General features: G+C 64.7%; 17 protein-coding genes. 3 read left to right on the top strand and 14 right to left on the bottom strand.

The genetic code is table 11. The features are described 5' to 3' along the window. The first annotated feature begins 21 nt into the window (after positions 1-21). Positions 22-945 (top strand): glucose-6-phosphate dehydrogenase assembly protein OpcA, encoded by a 924-nt coding sequence (locus AC56PL_RS17075; protein ID WP_495516537.1) that lies wholly within the window; start codon positions 22-24, stop codon positions 943-945. A gap of 34 nt (positions 946-979) precedes the next feature. Further along, positions 980-1,726, top strand: coding sequence for a 6-phosphogluconolactonase (pgl, locus tag AC56PL_RS17080; RefSeq protein ID WP_495516538.1), 747 nt, complete (start codon positions 980-982; stop codon positions 1,724-1,726). A 19-nt stretch (positions 1,727-1,745) separates the two neighbouring features. On the opposite strand, the gene AC56PL_RS17085 is transcribed toward pgl, so the two are convergent. After that, positions 1,746-4,199: a LuxR C-terminal-related transcriptional regulator gene (locus tag AC56PL_RS17085; RefSeq protein WP_497154581.1), complete on the bottom strand. Its 2,454-nt coding sequence runs from the start codon at positions 4,197-4,199 to the stop codon at positions 1,746-1,748. Between the two features lie 371 nt (positions 4,200-4,570). Between AC56PL_RS17085 and AC56PL_RS17090 the strand changes: the two genes are divergently transcribed. Further along, positions 4,571-5,023: a DUF7144 family membrane protein gene (locus tag AC56PL_RS17090; protein WP_495516540.1), complete on the top strand. Its 453-nt coding sequence runs from the start codon at positions 4,571-4,573 to the stop codon at positions 5,021-5,023. Between the two features lie 27 nt (positions 5,024-5,050). On the opposite strand, the gene ppc is transcribed toward AC56PL_RS17090, so the two are convergent. The 13 genes from ppc to AC56PL_RS17155 all read right to left on the bottom strand — a co-directional run bounded on the left by ppc (position 5,051) and on the right by AC56PL_RS17155 (position 19,573). After that, positions 5,051-7,891, bottom strand: a complete 2,841-nt coding sequence (gene ppc / locus AC56PL_RS17095) for a phosphoenolpyruvate carboxylase (RefSeq protein WP_495516541.1) — start codon at positions 7,889-7,891, stop codon at positions 5,051-5,053. Positions 7,892-7,919: 28 nt separating this feature from the next. After that, the gene (gene secG / locus AC56PL_RS17100; RefSeq protein WP_482139353.1) at positions 7,920-8,153 is read right to left on the bottom strand and encodes a preprotein translocase subunit SecG; all 234 of its coding nucleotides are present in this window, start codon (positions 8,151-8,153) and stop codon (positions 7,920-7,922) included. A 206-nt stretch (positions 8,154-8,359) separates the two neighbouring features. After that, positions 8,360-9,148: a triose-phosphate isomerase gene (gene tpiA, locus AC56PL_RS17105; RefSeq protein ID WP_495516542.1), complete on the bottom strand. Its 789-nt coding sequence runs from the start codon at positions 9,146-9,148 to the stop codon at positions 8,360-8,362. Position 9,149: 1 nt separating this feature from the next. Continuing rightward, on the bottom strand, positions 9,150-10,361 hold the full coding sequence (locus AC56PL_RS17110) for a phosphoglycerate kinase (protein ID WP_497154839.1): 1,212 nt from the start codon (positions 10,359-10,361) through the stop codon (positions 9,150-9,152). 99 nt (positions 10,362-10,460) lie between these two features. After that, positions 10,461-11,480 carry a type I glyceraldehyde-3-phosphate dehydrogenase gene (gap, locus tag AC56PL_RS17115; protein WP_482139351.1) on the bottom strand — a complete coding sequence of 340 codons (1,020 nt, stop codon included), beginning with the start codon at positions 11,478-11,480 and terminating at the stop codon, positions 10,461-10,463. 166 nt (positions 11,481-11,646) lie between these two features. Beyond that, positions 11,647-12,624, bottom strand: a complete 978-nt coding sequence (gene whiA / locus AC56PL_RS17120; RefSeq protein WP_495516913.1) for a DNA-binding protein WhiA — start codon at positions 12,622-12,624, stop codon at positions 11,647-11,649. After that, positions 12,621-13,661: a gluconeogenesis factor YvcK family protein gene (locus AC56PL_RS17125; protein ID WP_497154582.1), complete on the bottom strand. Its 1,041-nt coding sequence runs from the start codon at positions 13,659-13,661 to the stop codon at positions 12,621-12,623. Before AC56PL_RS17125 ends, whiA begins: the two co-directional genes overlap by 4 nt. After that, positions 13,658-14,572, bottom strand: a complete 915-nt coding sequence (gene rapZ / locus AC56PL_RS17130; protein ID WP_495516544.1) for an RNase adapter RapZ — start codon at positions 14,570-14,572, stop codon at positions 13,658-13,660. Before rapZ ends, AC56PL_RS17125 begins: the two co-directional genes overlap by 4 nt. Then, positions 14,569-16,593, bottom strand: coding sequence for an excinuclease ABC subunit UvrC (gene uvrC, locus AC56PL_RS17135; RefSeq protein ID WP_497154583.1), 2,025 nt, complete (start codon positions 16,591-16,593; stop codon positions 14,569-14,571). The genes rapZ and uvrC overlap by 4 nt, the downstream gene beginning before the upstream one ends. Before the next feature lie 46 nt (positions 16,594-16,639). Then, a complete protein-coding gene (locus AC56PL_RS17140; protein WP_495516546.1) occupies positions 16,640-17,152 on the bottom strand; it encodes a PH domain-containing protein in 513 nt (170 codons plus the stop codon). Next, a complete protein-coding gene (gene ribH / locus AC56PL_RS17145; RefSeq protein WP_495516547.1) occupies positions 17,152-17,646 on the bottom strand; it encodes a 6,7-dimethyl-8-ribityllumazine synthase in 495 nt (164 codons plus the stop codon). Before ribH ends, AC56PL_RS17140 begins: the two co-directional genes overlap by 1 nt. Further along, entirely contained in the window at positions 17,643-18,974 is a 1,332-nt protein-coding gene (locus tag AC56PL_RS17150) for a bifunctional 3,4-dihydroxy-2-butanone-4-phosphate synthase/GTP cyclohydrolase II (protein ID WP_495516548.1), read from the bottom strand. The genes ribH and AC56PL_RS17150 overlap by 4 nt, the downstream gene beginning before the upstream one ends. Then, positions 18,974-19,573 (bottom strand): riboflavin synthase, encoded by a 600-nt coding sequence (locus tag AC56PL_RS17155; RefSeq protein WP_495516549.1) that lies wholly within the window; start codon positions 19,571-19,573, stop codon positions 18,974-18,976. The genes AC56PL_RS17150 and AC56PL_RS17155 overlap by 1 nt, the downstream gene beginning before the upstream one ends. Between the last annotated feature and the right edge of the window lie 61 nt (positions 19,574-19,634).

Genomic DNA, 19,634 nt, shown 5'->3' on the forward strand with positions numbered 1-19,634 from the left:
TCGCCTCGAAGGAGCGCACGAATGATTGTGGAACTTCCCGATACCAACACGACCGCCATCAGCAAGGAACTCATCAAGATCCGCGACATCGGCGGAGCATTCACCTCTGGTCGCGTGCTGACGTTGTTGGTCAGCACCAACGAGGGCGAGCCTGCCGAGCCGGCCATCGAGGCCGCCAACGAGGCCAGCCGGGAACACCCCTGCCGTGTCATCGTGGTCTCGCGCGCCGACCGCTGGGGGCCGTCGAGGCTTGATGCCCAGATCCGGGTCGGTGGAGACGCCGGTGCCTCCGAAGTTGTTGTCCTGCACCTCTTCGGCGACCTGGTCGATCACGCCAAGAGCGTGGTGATCCCGTTCATGCTGCCCGACACCCCGGTGGTGACGTGGTGGCCAGGGCAAGGTCCGGAGAATCCATCCGCTGATCCGATCGGTCAGCTCGGTAAGCGCCGGATCACCGACTCCACCAAGACAGTTGACGTCTCGGCGACCCTCGCGCAGCGGCTTGCCACGTATGCCCCCGGCGATTCGGACATCGCCTGGTCCCGGATCACGGTGTGGCGGGCACTGCTCACCTCAGCCCTCGATCAGCCACCGCACAGCCCGGTGACCGCGGTGGAAGTCCAGGGTCCGGCTGACAACGCTGCGGTCGAACTCCTTGCCGGATGGCTTCATTCAGCACTCGGCGTGCCGGTGACGCGCTCCGTTGGCAGTTTCCAGGTGACGGTGTCCAGGGAATCGGGACCACTTGTTCTCTACGTCGGAATGGGCAACCAGGCGATCATCTCCATGGCCGGTCAACCCGATGGCAAGGTGGCGTTACCCGACCGGGAGCTGCGCAGCTGCCTGTCCGAGGAACTCCGTCGACTTGATCCCGATGTGATCTATCACCGGGCTCTGCAAGGGGTTTCGGGTCTGATCCGAACCGAAGACAAGATTCACGCTTGACACACGCACGTCGATCAGGAGGTCTAGCTCAACGATGAGTATCCATCCAGATGTTGTCCGAGTCGACGACAAGGACGCCCTTGTCGCCGCCGTCACCGAGCGGTTCATCAAAACCGTCACCGCGGCGCAGACCGCTCGCGGCTTTGCCTCGGTGGTCCTGACCGGCGGCAGCAACGGCGTCGCGCTGCTCGAGGCGCTGGCGAAGGATTCCGGTGACATCGACTGGGCATCGGTGGACATCTACTTCGGCGACGATCGTTTCGTCCCGGCCGACGATCCGGAACGTAACTCCGGACAGGCTCGCATCGCCCTCCTCGATCATGTTCCGGTCGCGCCGGCGCGGGTGTTCGAGATGGCACCGTCCGACGGCGAGTTCGGTGACGACATCGACGCTGCAGCAGCCGATTACGCGCGCCGGCTCGCAGACCGGGCAGGCGACGGACAGAGCGTTCCGCAGTTCGATCTGCATCTGCTCGGCATGGGTGGTGAGGGCCACATCAATTCGCTGTTCCCCCACTCCGAGGCCACCAGCGAAAGTCAGGCATCGGTGGTCGCGGTGCGGAACTCGCCGAAGCCGCCTCCGGCCCGGATCACGTTGACCTTGCCCGCGATCGCGCGAGCACGGGAGGTGTGGTTCCTCGTCTCCGGTGCGGAGAAAGCCGAAGCGGTAGCGGCCGGTGTCGGCGGTGCGGACCCGATGGACTGGCCGTGCGCCGGCGCCCACGGCACCGAGGAAACGGTCTGGTTCGTGGACCGGTCCGCAGCGGGCAACCTCCCCTGAGTCGAGCTTCGGCGGTGGGTCAGAGCAAACCCAGGCGTTGGCCCACCGCCACCGCATCTCGTCGATGTCGGACGTCGAACTTGCGATAGATACCGCGCAGATGGGTCTTGACGGTGTTCACCGACAGGTGCATCAAACCCGCGATCTCGTCGGTCGTGCGATCGGTCGCCAGGAACCTCAGGACATGGATTTCTGCACGGGTCAGCGGCGGATAGTCGGGCACGCCATGGCTGGACATGACACTCAGAACGGCATCGGCGTAGGCATTGATCGAACCGAAACTGCCCCGGTAGGTCGTGATGATTCCCGCGACGACAGGCCCGCATTCCACAATGGGACGCATCACGCCGTGCTCGGCCGCAGTTTCCAGTGCCCGGGTGATCGCCGCGTAGGACTGCGCGGACAGACCTGCCTGCTCACAGGCATACGATTCGAGCGCCCAGCCCGCAACCGTCGCCTGCGGCCCAGAGGCGCCGGCTTCGAGCAACGGGCTCAACAGCTTTCGTGCCGCCTGCGGTCGGGCCTCGCCGACGTCGACGGCCGCGTCGACGAGTCGTACCTCGTCGGAGTATCCGAACGCGCGCTCGGCTTTACGTGACAGATCGCGGGCCCAGTCGAATCGTTTGACCGCGAAGCACATGTACGCCACGCGCGGAAGCAGGAAGAGTATCGGGAACGGTGAGGTGGCGCTGAGAAGCAATGCGGAGGTGGCGCTGTACGCGGTGGCGGTCAGGACCAGACGATTCGGTGAGGTGTCGAACATCAGGACGCTGCGGGCAATGGGTACGTGCCGGCCCAACACACTGAACACCTCACCCCCTTCCGAGACATCCTCTGCTGGTTGGGGTTTGAGATCATCGATCGGTTTGCCCTGCATGAATCGGGCGTACGCCAACGCTGTCTCCAGGCGCGGCACGTACGGTGACCCGGCGACCACGGAATCTTCATCGGAGACTTCCCGTACACATGCCAGCGCGTAGCGGGCACGATCTTCCATGAGTACCGGCAGACCCCGCACACCCGCCACCGACGCCCGGTTGGCCATCGCGCGCACCACCAACCGATTCAGTCCGGCTGCTGTGGCCAGCGCGATGGCCCGCACCGACGACTGCTCACCGTCGACGGGCCGGTTCAAACGGGTGTAGGCCGATCCGAGAACGGTGTGCGCGTACGCATCAACGGCCCACCCGCGATCGCCAACGGCAGATGCAACCGCCTTCGCCAGATCGACCAGATCAAGATCGTCCCGAGCGAGCGCGACGTCCAGGAGTAGAACCCGGTAGAGCAGACCGCCACCATCGACGGCAAGGTCCTCCTCGGCCTGTGCCACGCACTCCAGGTAGGACGCCGCGTACCGGTCGTCGCCATGCTCCATCGCCGCCAGGGCCCGAAGTAACACCGCAACCGGATCTTCGCCGAGCGTGGTGTCACACCCATCGAGCACCGACAGCAACACCTCGCGCCTGCCCTGCAGCGCCAATTCGACACCGCTGTGAAAGATGGTCTCTCGCAGCAACTCCGCGTCGCCGAGATGTGCCGCGTGGTCGATCGCCTCTGCAGGCCGTCGACGCGCCGACGCCCACCGCACCGCCCTGATCTGCAGCGTCCGTCCGAGTTCGGGCGCGGTCCGCTGCAGCTCGCCACGCAGATAGGTGGCTATCAACGGGAGAAATCGATACCGGATCGCTTCGCGCTCACCCGACGGGACTGCCGCCGCGATCCCCAGACCGATGATCTCGGGGATATAGGCCTCCGCGTCCGCACCGTCGATCGCCCGGGCCAGGTCGCCATCGAAGTCGGCCACGCTCGACAGACGCGTGACCAATCTGCGCACCCGGGGCGTCATCGGATCCACCAACTCGCGGCGCAAGAAGTCGGATATGAGTCGCGGACATGCGGCGAACTCCAGCAGCGCGAGTTCGAGATCAGGACGCGCGGCCAGGAACACCCCGGCCATCCGCACGAGTATCGCCCAGCCACCGGTGAGTTCGGCGACCCTGCAGACCTGCGCGGCAGTGGGTACGAGGCCGTGCTGACGCAGCATCCGATCGACCTCGACCTCGGTCAGTATCAGATCCTCACGCCCGATCCGGGCCCCGACACCATCCCCGATCAGATGCTGCCAGATCAGCGGAGGATCGTGCCGAGCGGAGACAACAACATTGACGTGTGGCGGCCGATGGCGCAAGAACCGGTGAAAGCAGTCGAGCACCAACGGATCGGTCACGGTCTCGGCGTCGTCCACGACCACCGTGACCGGACCGTTTTCGGCGTCGACCCCGAACAACTGACCCCCAGCGGTCTCCCCGAGCACGAGATCATCGGCGCCGAATGCATCCACGCCCAGCCACACGACCCGGCCGACGACGTCCGACTCCGTGCGTCGAATCAACCATTGCTCGAGAAACGTGGTCTTGCCATACCCGCCTGGTGCGCTGACGAGTACCAGGACGCCGGATTGATCATCAAACAATTCATCGAGGGTGCGCTCGGGGCGCATTCGTGCGAAAGCGCGGATCGTATCGGGCCCAGCTCTCGATACGGCGGTCGAGCGCGTCAGAGCTTTCGACATGGCCACCCTTTTCTAGCCTCTGGTTGCTCAGAGGCTAACAATAATCACGACAGACAACATCTGATTACGCGTCATTAAAGAATGCCAGAGGTATTTGCGTTATTGCTCTAACCCGACGTTCGCCCGGAGCCCGGTGAAGACATCACCCAAAACAGGTGATGTCCCAATCCTCACAACACCTCGATCATGGCAAGACCACGTTGGCAATACGTGCTGCCTGATCCGATCGTCGGTGCAGGGGTTCTTGATCATCCGAGCCAAGGAGCAACGTCATGAGCAGCCCAACAAACCGTCCTCCCGTCCAGCCAGACCGTTCGCCCGTCCAGCCGGACCGTCACCCCGTTCAGCAAGGCATTGCCGGCGGAACCGTGTTCGCTGCGGCCATACTCCTGTTCGTCGTCGGCGCCCTCGGCATTCTCCAGGGTATTTCGGCCCTGGTCGAAGACGACGTTTTTGTCGTCGGGCCGCAATACACCTACGAGTTCGATCTCACCGCATGGGGATGGATCCACCTCATCGTCGGAATCATCGGGGTCCTGATCGCCATCGGGTTGTTCACCGGAGCCACATGGGCCCGAGTCGCGGCGGTCATCATCGCGGCGCTGTCGATCATCGCGAACTTCCTGTGGCTCCCGTACTTCCCGCTGTGGGCGATCCTGATCATCGCGATCGACCTAGTTGTGATCTGGGCCGTCACCACCTGGAATACCGACGACAGGATCTAGCGCCGCACAAGTGGCCCCTAGTCGGGACTAACCGCTGTTCCGCAACGCGGTGGCGAGGCCGTTCATGGTGAGCTGAATGCCGCGGCGCACCAGATCGGAATCATCGCCACCGCGATAGCGGCGCAACAACTCGACCTGCAGATGATTCAGCGGTTCGAGATACGGGAATCGATTGAAGACCGAACGCTTGAGGGCGGCGTTGTCGGCCAACAGATCGTCCGTTTTGGTGATCTTGAAATACATCGCCGTTGTCCGATCGTGTTCGGCGGTGATCATCCCGAACACCTTCTCGCGCAACGCCTCATCGGGTACCAACCGTGAATAGTGTTCGGCCAGTCCCATATCCGACTTCGCCATCACCTGAGCCATATTCGACATCACGGTCCGGAAGAACGGCCACCGCTGGTAGTAATCCGCCAGCGTCTCCAGCCGGCTTTCGTCGTCGCCGATCCACTGCTCGAAGGCGGAGCCGGTGCCATACCAACCGGGCAACATCACGCGCGACTGCGACCACGACAACACCCACGGGATGGCGCGCAGGTCGGAGATCTTCTCGGTCTGCTTGCGGGAGGCCGGGCGACTGCCGATGTTGAGGGAGCCGATCTCCGACAGCGGGGTCGAGTTCACGAAATACTCGACGAATCCGGGTGTTTCATGAACCAGCTCGCTGTACGCCTTACGGGCCAACGACGCCAATTCGTCGAGAACCGCGTACGCGACCTCTGCTTCTGCTCCCAGGCCCTCGGTGTCGAGCAGCGACGATTCGATGGTGGCGGCCAGCAGGGTCTCCAGGTTCCGGCGTGCGATGACCGGCTCTGCGTACTTGGCTGCGATCACCTCGCCCTGCTCCGTGATCCGGAGCGATCCCTGCACCGCACCCGGCGGCTGCGCCAGAATGGCCTCATAGCTCGGACCGCCACCGCGACCGACGGTTCCACCGCGACCGTGGAAGAGCCGCAACCGGATACCCGCCTTCGCGGCCGCTTCCACGAGGTCGAGTTCTGCCCGATAGAGCGCCCAGTTGGCGGCCAGGTACCCGCCGTCCTTGTTGGAGTCGGAGTAGCCGAGCATGATCTCGGCCATGCCGTCCTGTTGATCGACCAGCGTCCGGAACAGCGGCACCTCGAGGGCCGCAAGCAATGTTGCCGCGCCCTGCTGCAGGTCCTCGATCGTTTCGAACAGCGGAACCACCCGGACCGACGACCGCGGCGGGGTCTCCGGGGAACCGGGATCGAACAGTCCGGCCTCCTTCAGCATCACGAGCGCCTCGAACAGGTCGCTGACCGAGTTGCACATGCTGATGATGTAGTTGGGCACCGCTTGCGGGCCATACGCGGCCACCGCTGCCGCGGCCGCACGGACGATGTCGAGTTCTTTGTTCGCCAGGTCCGACAGTTGGGCGCCCGGACCGGTCAGCGGTCTGCGGTTGCTCAGTTCCGCGGTGAGGATCTTCACCCGTTCGGGCTCGGCGAGCGACAAGTAGTCGTGATGCACACCGGCCCACGCCAACAGTTCGGCAACCACTTCCTCGTGGGTGTCGGAGTTCTGCCGCATATCGAGCCCGGACAGGTGAAAACCGAAGGCCCGCACCGATTCGCGGAGTGTCAGCAGACGATCGTCTGCCAACTCGTCGTCGCTGTTGGCGCGGAGCGACGCATCGATCAGGTCGAGATCGGCGAGCAACTGCGGGGCGTCGGCATAGCCGTCCGCGCCGTCGGCCGGGAATCCACCGTCGTTGACAGCGACAAATCGCGCGCCGAACAGTCGGGACGCGGTCGACGACAACCTGGCCCGGATGGCCCGCAAGGCCGTCCGGTACGGCTCATCGGCGGCAATGGTTCCGCGCTCCACACCCCCGAGTTCGAGCACCGCATCACTGACAGCGGTCAGGCGCGATGACAGGCTCAGTTCCTGGGCCAGCAGTGTCAGTTCCGAAAGATGATGGGACACAGCAGTTTCTGCGGCGCGACGAGTGGCCATCGAGACGATCTCACCGGTCACGAAGGGATTGCCGTCACGGTCGCCGCCAATCCATGAACCCGTCCGCAGCATCGGATCATCGGTGATGCCTGCGGTCGGATAGTGCTGCTGCAGCCAGGCCCGCAACTCGGCATTGATACGTGGGATGACCTCGAAGAAGCCGGCGTCGTAGTAGCGCAGCCCCACCTCGATCTCGTCCTGGATCTGCAAACGTTCCAGGCGGATCAGCGCGGTTTCCCACAGGGTCAGGATCTGCCGGTTCAGCGCGACATTGACCTCGTCCCGCTCGGCAGGCGTCAGCTCGGTCCGCCCGGCAAACCGCATCAACTCGGTGATCCGGTGTTGCACCTCGAAAACCGTGCGCCGTCGGGTCTCGGTGGGATGTGCGGTGATGACCGGGACGACAGTGGCATCGGCAAGCGCTTTGCCGACCTGCTCATCGGTCAGATCGGCGGAATCGAGCTTGAGGTAGGTGGCCGCCAGGGACGAATCCTGAGGGGCATCACCGGCCCGGATGTGAATCGCCCGCCTGCGTTCGCGATGGATGTCTTCGGCGAGGTTGGCCAACAGGGCGAAGTGGCTGAAAGCGCGGATGACCGAAATGGCATCGGCGATGTCGATGTCGCGGAACAGTTCTTCGAGCTCGGTGCGGTCGATCTCGGAACGTCGCACCCGGAAGGACTCGACCCGGGCTTTCTCGACGAGGTCGAAGGTTTCCTCGCCTGCGTGTTTACGCACGATCTGTCCGAGGATTCCGCCCAGTAGGCGGATGTCCTCGCGCAACGGTTCGGTGAGTTCGCGATCGGTACTACCGGGATCCGGACGGGGCACAGAGGGGCGCTTATCAGTCACCCGTCCAGTATCTCTGGCCGAGGACGGGTTGCGCATGCCAACCACCCGTAACGACGCAGAGGGTTTACGAGAGCTTGATGTCCAGGCCGATGCCGAGGATGAAGATCGTCCAGATGATTCCGACGAATACGGTCAATCGGTCGAGGTTGCGCTCCACGACGGACGACCCCGACAGACTCGACTGAACGCCGCCACCGAACAGTGACGACAGGCCGCCACCTTTACCACGGTGGAGCAAGACCAGAACGATCAGCAAAACGCTGGTGATCACAAGTCCAATGTCCAGGGCAAGCTTCACGTGTTGATTCCCATCAGATCTGAAGTTCGAGCGGCCGATCTACGACTGTACCCGGCCATACCGCATAACCCGGAAATGGGGCGTTCGGGCGAGCTCGACCTGCGGCGGAGACGAAGCCGAAGGCGGAGCTCGACCAGCGACGGAGACGAAGCCGAAGGCGGAGCTCGACGGAATGCCTGTTCGCCCGAACACCCCAACTCACGAGATCAGGGCAGTGGACCACCGGCGGCGATGGCCGAGAGGGTGGCAAACTCGTCCGACTTGAGCGACGCGCCGCCGACCAGTGCACCGTCGACGTCGGTCTGGCCGACGATCTCCCCCACGTTCTTCGCGTTCACCGATCCGCCGTACAGGATGCGGACCGAGTCGGCGACCTTCGCATCGGCCAATTCGGCCAGTGTGGCCCGCAGTGCGGCACACACTTCCTGCGCGTCGGCAGCGCTGGCAACCCGTCCGGTACCGATGGCCCAGACCGGTTCGTAGGCGATGACGACCTTCGCGATCTCCGCGGCGCTCAGACCGGCGAGGGAGCCCTTGAGCTGCTCGATGTTGTAGTCGACGTGCTCACCGGCCTCGCGGATCTCCAGGCCCTCACCCAGGCACACGATCGGGGTCAGCTTGTACTTCAGCGCAGCCTTGGTCTTGGCCAGCACCACCGAATCCGTCTCGCCGTGCAGGGTGCGGCGCTCGGAGTGCCCGACGACCACAAAGGTGCAACCGAGCTTGGCCAGGAACGACCCGCTGATCTCACCGGTATAGGCACCGGAATCGTGCGCCGACAGGTCCTGTGCGCCATAGGTGAGCAGCAGCTTGTCGCCGTCGACGACGGTCTGCACGCTACGGATGTCGGTGAACGGCGGGATCACCGTCACGTCGACCTTGTCGAAGTACTTCGACGGCAGCGCGAAGGCGATCTTCTGAACCAGCGCGATGGCCTCGAGGTGGTTCAGATTCATCTTCCAGTTGCCCGCGATGAGCGGTTTACGCGATGCCATGTCAGTTCTCCAATACGGTCAGGCCGGGCAGTTCTTTGCCCTCGAGGAATTCGAGCGACGCCCCGCCACCGGTCGAGATGTGGGAGAAGCCGTCCTCGGGCAGGCCGAGCAGCCGAACCGCGGCCGCGCTGTCGCCACCGCCGACAACGGAGAACGCGCCACCACTGGTGGCACCGATGATCGCCTCGGCCAGACCCTTGGTCCCGGCCGCGAACTTCTCGAACTCGAACACGCCGGCCGGGCCGTTCCAGAACACGGTCTTGGCCTCGGCCAGAACCGCGGCGAACCGCTTGACCGACTCGGGTCCGATGTCCAGACCCATCCAGCCGTCCGGGATCTCCTCCGCCGAGACGACCTTCGCCTGCGCATCGGCGGCGAACTTGTCTGCCACGACCACATCGACCGGCAGGTGGATGACGTCACCGAAGCGCTCGAGGAGCGAGCGGCAGACGTCGATCTGATCTTCCTGCAGCAGCGAATTGCCCACCGGCAACCCACGGGCCGCCAGGAACGTGAACGCCATACCGCCACCGATCACCAGGGTGTCGACCTTGGGGGCCAACGCCTCGATGACACCGAGCTTGTCGGACACCTTCGAACCACCGAGCACCACCGCGTACGGACGGGCGGTGTCGGTGGTCAGCTTCACCAGAACCTCGACCTCGGCCGCGACCAGGCCGCCGGCGTAGTGCGGCAACAGCTTTGCCACGTCGTACACCGACGCCTGCTCGCGGTGCACAACACCGAAACCATCAGAGACGAACGCACCGTTGTCCCCGGTCAGTTCCACCAACGCCTTGGCGAGCTTCGCGCGCTCGGCAGCATCCTTGGAGGTCTCGCGCGGATCGAACCGCACGTTCTCCACCATCATCACGTCACCGTCGGTCAGACCCTCCGACCGTGCGAGGGCATCACCACCGACGACATCGGTGGCGAGCTGGACATTGCGTCCGAGCTCGGCACTGAGCCGCTCGGCGACCGGGGCCAGCGAAAACGCCGGATCCGGTACACCTTTCGGGCGACCGAGATGCGCGGTCACGATGACCTTTGCACCCGCTTCGGACAGGGACTTGATGGTGGGCACCGACGCCAGGATGCGACCTGGATCGGTGATTTTGCCATTGTCGAGCGGAACGTTGAGGTCGGAGCGGACCAAGACGGTCCGGCCTTCCACACCGGTCTCGAGCAGGTCTGCGAGGGTGGGTACCGAGATGGTCATCAGATGCGTTGTCTCTTTGCGATCGGTGATACGGGGTACAGGCGTTGTGCGAGGCAGGCGCAAACCTGCCGAAAACCAAAGGGCAAGAACCCTTTAGAGGGACTTGGCAACCAGTCCGATGAGATCCACGAGACGGTTGGAGTAGCCCCACTCGTTGTCGTACCAGGACACGATCTTGACCTGCTCGTCGATGACCTTGGTCAGCGGCGCGTCGAAGATCGAGGAATGCGCGTCGGTGACGATATCCGACGACACGATCGGGGCCGTGCTGTACTTCAGGATGCCCTTGAGCGGTCCCTCGGCAGCGGCCTGCATCGCAGCATTGATCTCGTCGACGGTGGCCTTCTTCTTGAGGATGGCCGTCAGGTCGGTGACCGAACCGGTCGGGATCGGCACCCGCAGGGCGTAGCCGTCGAGCTTGCCGAGCAGCTGCGGGAGAACCAGACCGATTGCCTTGGCGGCACCGGTGCCCGTGGGAACCACGTTGAGTGCTGCGGCGCGGGCGCGACGCAGGTCGCTGTGCGGGCCGTCCTGCAGGTTCTGATCCTGGGTGTAGGCGTGGATCGTGGTCATCAGACCCGAGACGATGCCGAACTCGTCATCGAGGACCTTGGCGATCGGTCCGAGGCAGTTGGTGGTGCACGAAGCGTTCGAGATGATGTTCTGGCTGCCGTCGTACTTGTCGTCGTTGACGCCCATCACGATGGTGATGTCTTCGCCCTTGGCGGGTGCGGAGATGATGACCTTCTTGGCGCCGGCCTCGAGGTGACCCTTGGCCTTGGCTGCGTCGGTGAAGATGCCGGTCGATTCGACGACAACGTCGACACCGAGGTCGCCCCACGGCAATTCGCTGAGCGGTCCGCGGTGAGCGAGTGCCTTGATCTTCTTGTCGCCAACAACGATGGTGTCGTCGCCTTCGAGCGAAACATCCTGCGGCAGACGGCCGAGGATGGAGTCGTACTTGAGGAGATGTGCCAGGCTCGCATTGTCGGTGAGATCGTTGACTGCAACGATCTCGACATCCGTGGTGCCCAGCGCCTTCTGCGCCTCTATCGCGCGGAAAAAGTTGCGGCCGATCCGGCCGAATCCGTTGACGCCTACCCGAACGGTCACTATGAGCTCCTTAGCTTTGCGGTGTGCTGGGCCATCGTGTGGCCCCGCCTCTGCGGCAATGCTCAGCCTAGTCGTCGCCCGCGCGCCAAGCACCCCCGGTCCGCCTGCGGCAATGCGCGCAACATGCACGTGACGTGCATTTCGCAGGAGAACCGGGCGTGGCTTGCTATTCGTCGTCGAGGAGGTCGGCGGTGACGGCCGACTCGGTGTCCGGAATTCCGTCTGTCCTGGCCTTCTTGTCAGCCATCGACAGCAGCCGCCGAATACGCCCTGCCACAGCATCTTTCGTCATCGGCGGATCGGCCAGCTGGCCGAGTTCCTCGAGCGAGGCCTGCCGGTGGGTGATGCGCAGCTGACCGGCCGAGATCAGGTGGTCGGGAACCTGATCGCCGAGGATCTCCAGCGCGCGCTCGACCCTGGCGGCCGCGGCCACCGCGGCGCGGGCAGATCGGCGCAAGTTGGCATCGTCGAAGTTGGCCAGGCGGTTGGCCGTCGCCCGGACCTCGCGCCGCATCCGACGCTCTTCCCAGGTCAGCCTGGTGTCCTGCGCGCCCATGCGGGTCAGGAGTGCACCGATGGCCTCTCCGTCGCGGATGACCACGCGGTCGGCGCCGCGGACCTCACGGGCCTTCGCGGTGACACCGAGGCGACGGGCGGCGCCGACAAGCGCCAGTGCCGCTTCCGGACCGGGGCAGCTGACCTCCAGAGCCGACGAACGGCCCGGTTCCGTCAGTGAGCCATGAGCCAGGAAAGCTCCCCGCCAGGCGGCTTCGGCGTCGCCGACACTGCCGCCGACAACCTGTGCGGGCAGACCACGCACCGGGCGTCCGCGCATGTCGAGCAGGCCGGTCTGACGGGCCAGGGCCTCGCCGTCTTTGGTGACCCGGACGATGTAGCGGGCGCTCTTACGGATGCCTCCGGCGCTCAGGACGTGCGCTTCGGAGTTGTATCCGTAGAGCTCGAAGATCTCACGCTTGAGTCGTCGTGCGACGTTGCCGAGATCGACCTCGGCTTCGACCACCACCCGGCCGGCCACAATGTGGAGTCCGCCCGCGAATCGCAACAGCGCTGAAACCTCTGCCTTTCGGCAACTCACCTGCGTCACCGCCAGCCGACTCAGTTCGTCTTTGACCGCGGATGTCATCGCCACCGGACGCGTTCTCCCTCTGTGGATGTCGTTTCAACTTTCGATCGGTAGCCTGCCGATTCACTATCGCACAAGCCACCTATGAGAGCGGCAACCCTGTCTGGGTCATGGGTGTGGGTTCCCGCAACCGCGAGTTCACCATCGTGCAGCGTAGCCCCAAATTTCGCCGCCGCTCGCTCAACGTGTTCACGCTCTGATCCCACCGGCACAGAACCCGAGTCCACGAGCACATGATCGACCCGGAAATCGTCGGCGTGAGCGAGCAGGACGTGCAGATGCCGCTCCACCGAAAAGCCGGTTGTCTCACCGGGTTCGGGAGCCAGGTTGACGATCAACACCTTCTTCGCGGACGTCCGTTTGAGGGCGGCGAGCTGATCGGGTACCAGCACATGCGGGATGACACTGGAGAACCAGGAGCCCGGACCCAGCACCACCAGATCGGCGGACTCGATCGCCTCGATCGCCTCCGGGCAGGCCGGCGGCGGGTTCGGCGAGAGGCGTACGCGGCGCACGATGCCCGGCGTCGTTGCAACCGCGACCTGACCGCGGATCGCCCGGCTGATCCGCGGATCGTCCTCGAGACCCGAGACATCGGCCTCGATCTCGAGACCGGTGGTCGACATCGGCAAGACCCGGCCGCGGACCCCGAACAATGCGGTCATCATCTCGAGTGCCTGCACCGCATCGCCTGTGGCCTCCGTCAGTCCGGCCAGCAGCAGGTTGCCGACCGGGTGTCCGGCCAGCGCGCCGCGTCCACCGAAACGGTGCTGTAGCAACGACGCCCACTCCTGCGGCGGCCTTACACCCGGACCGACGTCGGCGCCGTCACTCGGCGGCTCGGTGGCTGCGAGCAGAGCTGCGATGGCCATGCGGAGGTCACCGGGCGGCAGGACGCCGAGTTCGGACCGGAGCCGGCCCGAGGAACCGCCGTCGTCGGCAACCGTCACGACCGCGGTCACATCGTCGCTCAGCAACCGCATCGCCGTCAGGGTTGCGTACAGTCCATGCCCTCCCCCGAGAGCCACGATCTTCACTCGCGCCCCAGATCTCGGTGGGCCACTCGGACCGAGAAGGAGCCGTCGGCGTCCGTCGCCTTGGACAGTGCCGCGGCCAGGGCTTCGGTGATCGCCACACTCCGGTGTTTGCCACCGGTGCAGCCGATCGCAACGGTCATGTAGCGCTTGCCCTCACGTCGGTATCCGTCGCCGACCAATCTCAGGATCTGCTCGTATTTCTCGAGGAATTCCGGCGCGCCCTCCTGGCCGAGGACGTAGTCACGGACCGGTTGTTCCAGTCCGTTGTGGTCTTTGAGTTCGGGTACCCAGTAGGGATTGGGAAGGAATCGGACGTCGGCGACCATGTCGGCGTCGATCGGCAGACCGTATTTGAAACCGAACGATTCGACCACCACACTCACATCGGCGACCGAGGCCTCGGCGTATGCGCCCTCGATGATCACGCGGAGCCGCTGTACCGACAGACCCGATGTGTCGACCACGAGATCGGCCCGTTCCTTGACCCCCGCCAGCATCGCGCGTTCGGTCACGATCGCAGAGATCAGGGTGCCGTTGCCCTGCAGCGGGTGTCGGCGGCGGACCTGCTCGAACCGTTGGACCAGGACCTGGTCGGATGCCTCGATGAAGATGACGCGCGGCTCGATACCGACCCGATCGAGGTCGGCGCGCAGGGTCTCCAGCGCCGAGGCGTAGGAGTCGTCCTGGATCCGCATCACGATCGCCAGCCGCGAGATCGCCGAATCGGCGCCCCTGGCCAGTTCGACCATCGAACCGATCAACGTGTGGGGCACGTTGTCGGCGACGTACCAGCCGGCATCCTCGAGGAGATTGCCAACGGTACTGCTGCCTGCGCCGGACAAACCGGTGACCAGTAGTACGTCGGGGGTCTGTGCGGGCGGCGGCGTGACCGCGTTCTCGACTTCACTCACGTTGTGGGTCCTGTCTGCTCACTCGACTGATTATGTTCGACAAGTGCCGCTTGCACCGCACGTGCGGTCATCTGCCCGATACCCGGTACCTCGGCGATCTCCTCGACCGTGGCCTGTCGCAGGTTCGCGACCGATCCGAAATGGGAGACCAGAGCCGCGCGCCGGGTGCTGCCGAGCCCGGGCACACCGTCGAGCGCCGAGGCCGTCATCCGCTTGCTGCGCTTGCTGCGATGGAAGCTGATGGCGAAACGATGCGCCTCGTCGCGGACGCGCTGTAGCAGGAACAGCGCCTCACTGGTGCGGGGGAAGATCACCGGATCGTCGTCACCGGGCACCCACACCTCCTCGAGGCGCTTGGCCAGACCCACCACGGCCACATCGGTGATGTTCAACTCGTCGAGCACGGCCGCGGCCGCGTGCACCTGCGGCGCACCGCCGTCGACGACGAACAGGTTCGGGGGGTAGGCAAATCGTCGGGGCCGCCCGGTTTTCGGGTCGATTGCCGCCTCCGGGGCAACATCTCCCCCGTCTGCGCCCTCTGCGACATCGATCGGGGCCGGCTTGCCGTCTGCAACATCGACCCGATGCCGCAGGAACCGGCGTCGGGTGACCTCGGCGATCGACGCCACGTCGTCGGAATGCCCGTCCCCGGCAGCCTCTTTGATCGAATAGTGGCGATAGTCGGACTTCCGCGGCAGACCGTCCTCGAACACCACGAGCGACGCCACGACATCGGTGCCCTGCACATGTGAGATGTCGATACATTCGATGCGCAACGGCGCAGAGTCGAGTCCGAGCGTCTCCTGGATCTCGGTGAGGGCCGCCGACCGGGTGGTCAGATCGCCTGCCCGCTTGAGTTTGTGATGTGCCAACGCGTCCGCGGCATTGCGGTGCACGGTTTCCATCAGCGCCTTCTTGTCGCCGCGCTGCGGGATCCGCAGGTCGACGTTGCTGCCACGCAGCCGCGTCAGCCAGTCACGGACCTCATCGACATCGGGCGGAAGGGCCGGGACGAGAACCTCCCTTGGCACCGGATCGGCCTTCGTATGGCCGTCGTCCACCGACACCGACTCGGCCTGATCGGCCTGTTCGCCGTAGAACTGGGTGAGGAACTGGCCCACCTGATCTGCCAGGTCGTCGTCACCGGACTTCTCGACGATCCAGCCGCGCTGGCCTCGGACCCGTCCACCACGAACATGGAAGACCTGGACCGAGACCTCGAGCTGATCGCCTTCCATCGCAACGAGATCGGCATCGGTTCCGTCTCCGAGGACCACCGACTGGCGTTCGAGTGCACGGCGCAGCGCGGCGATGTCGTCGCGTAGCCGCGCGGCACGCTCGAAATCCAGCTCGGCGGAGGCCTTCTCCATCTGGGCTTGCAGGTTGTTGATCATCCGGTCGGTGCGGCCGGCCAGGAAGTCGCAGAAGTCCTCGACGATGGCGCGGTGCTCGGCGGCACTGACCCGGCCGACACACGGTGCGGCGCATTTGTCGATGTAACCGAGCAAGCAGGGCCGGTCGATCTGATGATGCCGCTTGAAAACCCCCGAGGAACAGGTGCGTGCCGGAAAGACCCGGGTCAGCAGATCGAGCGTTTCCCGGATGGCCCAGGCATGCGAATACGGGCCGAAGTAGCGCACGCCCTTGCGCCGCGGTCCGCGGTAGACGAACAGCCGCGGGTACTCCTCGTTCATCGTCACGGCCAGCATCGGATAACTCTTGTCATCGCGATAGCGGACGTTGAACCGCGGATCGAACTCTTTGATCCAGTTGTATTCGAGCTGGAGTGCCTCGACCTCGGTGGCGACCACCGTCCATTCCACGGAGGCGGCGGTTGTCACCATTTGGCGGGTGCGCGGATGCAGCGTCGTCAGGTCGGCAAAGTAAGACGTCAGGCGAGAGCGGAGGTTTTTCGCCTTGCCCACATAGATCACTCGCTGATGCGCGTCCCGGAACTTGTAGACGCCGGGGTCGGTGGGGATGCTCCCCGGGACCGGTCGGTACGTCGTCGGGTCAGCCACAAATCCAGGCTAGTACCCCGCAGTGACAGATCGTGAATCCCCTGGGTCAGGCCTGCCGAGAATCGCCGTGTCGGTCCTGTCGACCGAACCGTTCGTGCAGGGCCCGGACCTCGGCCATCGCATTGACCGCCCGGTCACCGTCGTTGGCCTGAATGGCCAGGATCGGCACGTGCTCGTCCTCGGGCAGTTCCAGGCGCGCCCAGCTCCCACTGTGCGGGTACCGGATGCCCTCGATGATCGACCAGTCAAAAATCCGCTCGTTGAACAGATTTCGGACCGCGATCCCTTCGGCACCGACCCGGATCCGCGCCCGGGCGATCAGCATGAACGAACCACCGATGATGATGCCGAGCCCGACCATGGCGATTTGATCGGCGAGCTTGAAGACGACGCCGGAGTCACCCACCTGGAGCAGCAACGCGACGATCACATGCACGATCACAACCGCCGCAGCGGCGATCATCGAGTAGCGCGGTGACTTTCGCGGCCGGTAGACCATGAGCCACCTGGGTTCGTCGGTCACCGCAGCACCGGTTCCGGTCTTCGCCCGAGAACGCATCAGACTTCTGCGTTGTATTCGCCGCGGGACAGCGCGCGCAGGGTCAACGCCGAGGCGATCGCCGCCGTCGCAGCCTGCGCGCCCTTGTCTTCCTTCGAATCAGGCAGACCTGCGCGGTCCAAGGCCTGCTGCTCGTTGTTGGTGGTGAGCACGCCGTTGCCGACCGGGGTCGCCTCGTCGAGCGAGACCCGGGTCAGGCCGCTGGTGACCGCATCACAGACGTAGTCGAAATGGGGGGTATCGCCGCGGATCACGACACCGAGGGCGACCACCGCGTCGTGATTACGGGCCAGCGCCTGCACGATGACGGGGAGCTCGATGGCACCGGCCACCCGCACGATCGTCGGATCGGTGATCCCGACCTGCGCCGCCGCGGTGGTGGCGCCGGCGAGCAACGACTCACAGATCGTCGAATGCCATTGCGAGGCAACAATTGCCAGCCGCAGACGGCTCGCGTCACCCAGGTCCAGTGTTGGTTCTCCGGCACCGCTCATGCTGGATTGCCTCCGCTCAGCTCAGTGTCTTGGTGATCCAACTCATTGCCTTGATGGAGATCGTCGAGACCGACGAGGTCATGACCCATCCGGTCCCGTTTGGTACGCAGGTACCGCAAGTTCTCCGCATTGGGCCGAACCGGCATCGCAACCCGTTCGGTGATGTGCAGGCCATAGCCGTCCAGGCCAACACGTTTGGCCGGATTGTTGGTCAGCAGGCGCATCGACGAGACACCGAGATCGACGAGGATCTGGGCGCCGAGACCGTAGTCGCGGGAATCGGCGGGCAGGCCGAGCTCCAGGTTCGCATCGACGGTGTCGGAACCGGCGTCCTGCAGCTGGTAGGCCTGCAGCTTGTGCAGCAGACCGATGCCACGTCCTTCATGGCCGCGCATGTAGAGCACGATGCCGCGGCCTTCGGCGGCGACCATCTCCATCGCCGCGTCGAGCTGCGGACCGCAATCGCAGCGCAGCGATCCGAAGACATCTCCGGTCAGGCATTCCGAGTGCACGCGGACCAGGACGTCGTTGCCCTCACCGTCGGGTCCGGCCACGTCACCCAGGACCAGGGCGACGTGCTCGACCTCGTCGTAGATGCTGGTGTAACCGACGGCCCGGAAAGCGCCGTGGCGCGTGGGGATCCGGGCATCGGCGACTCTTACGACATGCTTCTCGTGTCGACGGCGCCAGGCGATCAGGTCGGCGATCGAGATCAGCGCCAGGTCGTGCTCGTCGGCGAAGACCCGGAGTTCCGGGGTCTGCGCCATCGCGCCCTCGTCCTTCTGGCTGACGATCTCGCAGATCACGCCTGCGGGAGCCAGGTTGGCCATCCGGGCCAGATCCACTGCGGCCTCGGTATGCCCGGGACGGCGCAGGACGCCGCCCTCTTTGGCACGCAGCGGAACCACATGTCCGGGGCGGGTGAAGTCGCCTGCCGTAGTGGTCGGGTCGGCGAGCAGACGCATGGTCGCGGCGCGGTCCGAAGCACTGATACCGGTGCCGATTCCCTCGCGGGCATCGACGGTCACGGTGTAGGCGGTGCCGTGCTTGTCCTGGTTCACCGAGTACATCGGCGGCAGACCGAGGCGGTCGCAATCGTCGCCGTCGAGAGGGACACACAGGTAGCCGGAGGTGTACCGGACCATGAACGCCACCAATTCGGGCGTGGCCTTCTCGGCCGCGAAGATCAGGTCGCCTTCGTTCTCGCGATCCTCGTCATCGACGACGACAACCGCTTTACCTGCGGCGATATCGGCGATCGCACGTTCAATCGTGTCGAACTTGGTGCCCTGATGTAGGCCTGCAGTGGTGCCCACCTGGTTGCTCATTACTCCACTCCGATCGCGGATAGCCGTTCGACGTATTTGGCTATCACGTCGACCTCTAGGTTAACGACCGCACCCGCAGTCGCTTCCCCCAAGGTGGTCAACGCGAGAGTCGTTGGGATGAGCGATATCTCAAACCAGTCCGGGCCGATCGACGAAACGGTCAACGAAACACCATCGACGGTGATAGATCCCTTTTCGACGATGTAGCGGGCGATGGAACCGGTGGTCCCGATCCGCACGACGGTCCAGTTCTCGCCGGGTGTGACCGATTCCACGGTCCCGATGCCATCGACGTGACCCTGGACGATGTGGCCACCGAAGCGGCCGCCCGCGAGCATCGCGCGTTCCAGATTGACCGGGCTGCCGGGCCCGAGGTCGGCCAGCGAACTGCGCCGCAGCGTCTCACCCATCACGTCAACGGTGAATGCGCCGTCGTCCGTGAGGTCGACCACGGTCAGACAGACCCCATTGACGGCAATCGAATCCCCGTGTCCGGCATCGCTGGTGACCAGCGGACCCCGGACGGTGAATCGTGCCGCATCGGTCAAGTCTTCACGCGCAACAATGCTGCCGCGTTCCTCGACGATTCCCGTGAACATCGCCTACTCCTTCAATCGCTTTGCGATCTCAGGGCGGCACATGGCCGGGTCGGAGAAGACC

Source organism: Williamsia sp. Y721 (assembly GCF_059683565.1).

Bases quoted from the DNA above. Each gene is read 5' to 3' on its own strand.
- AC56PL_RS17140 (WP_495516546.1), bottom strand. From the start codon at position 17,152: ATGCGTTCTCGGGCGAAGACCGGAACCGGTGCTGCGGTGACCGACGAA.
- ppc (WP_495516541.1), bottom strand. From the start codon at position 7,891: ATGCGCAACCCGTCCTCGGCCAGAGATACTGGACGGGTGACTGATAAG.
- tpiA (WP_495516542.1), bottom strand. From the start codon at position 9,148: ATGGCATCGCGTAAACCGCTCATCGCGGGCAACTGGAAGATGAATCTG.
- AC56PL_RS17150 (WP_495516548.1), bottom strand. From the start codon at position 18,974: ATGAGCAACCAGGTGGGCACCACTGCAGGCCTACATCAGGGCACCAAG.
- pgl (WP_495516538.1), top strand. From the start codon at position 980: ATGAGTATCCATCCAGATGTTGTCCGAGTCGACGACAAGGACGCCCTT.
- ribH (WP_495516547.1), bottom strand. From the start codon at position 17,646: ATGAGCGGTGCCGGAGAACCAACACTGGACCTGGGTGACGCGAGCCGT.
- AC56PL_RS17075 (WP_495516537.1), top strand. From the start codon at position 22: ATGATTGTGGAACTTCCCGATACCAACACGACCGCCATCAGCAAGGAA.
- AC56PL_RS17090 (WP_495516540.1), top strand. From the start codon at position 4,571: ATGAGCAGCCCAACAAACCGTCCTCCCGTCCAGCCAGACCGTTCGCCC.
- AC56PL_RS17155 (WP_495516549.1), bottom strand. From the start codon at position 19,573: ATGTTCACGGGAATCGTCGAGGAACGCGGCAGCATTGTTGCGCGTGAA.
- whiA (WP_495516913.1), bottom strand. From the start codon at position 12,624: ATGACATCCGCGGTCAAAGACGAACTGAGTCGGCTGGCGGTGACGCAG.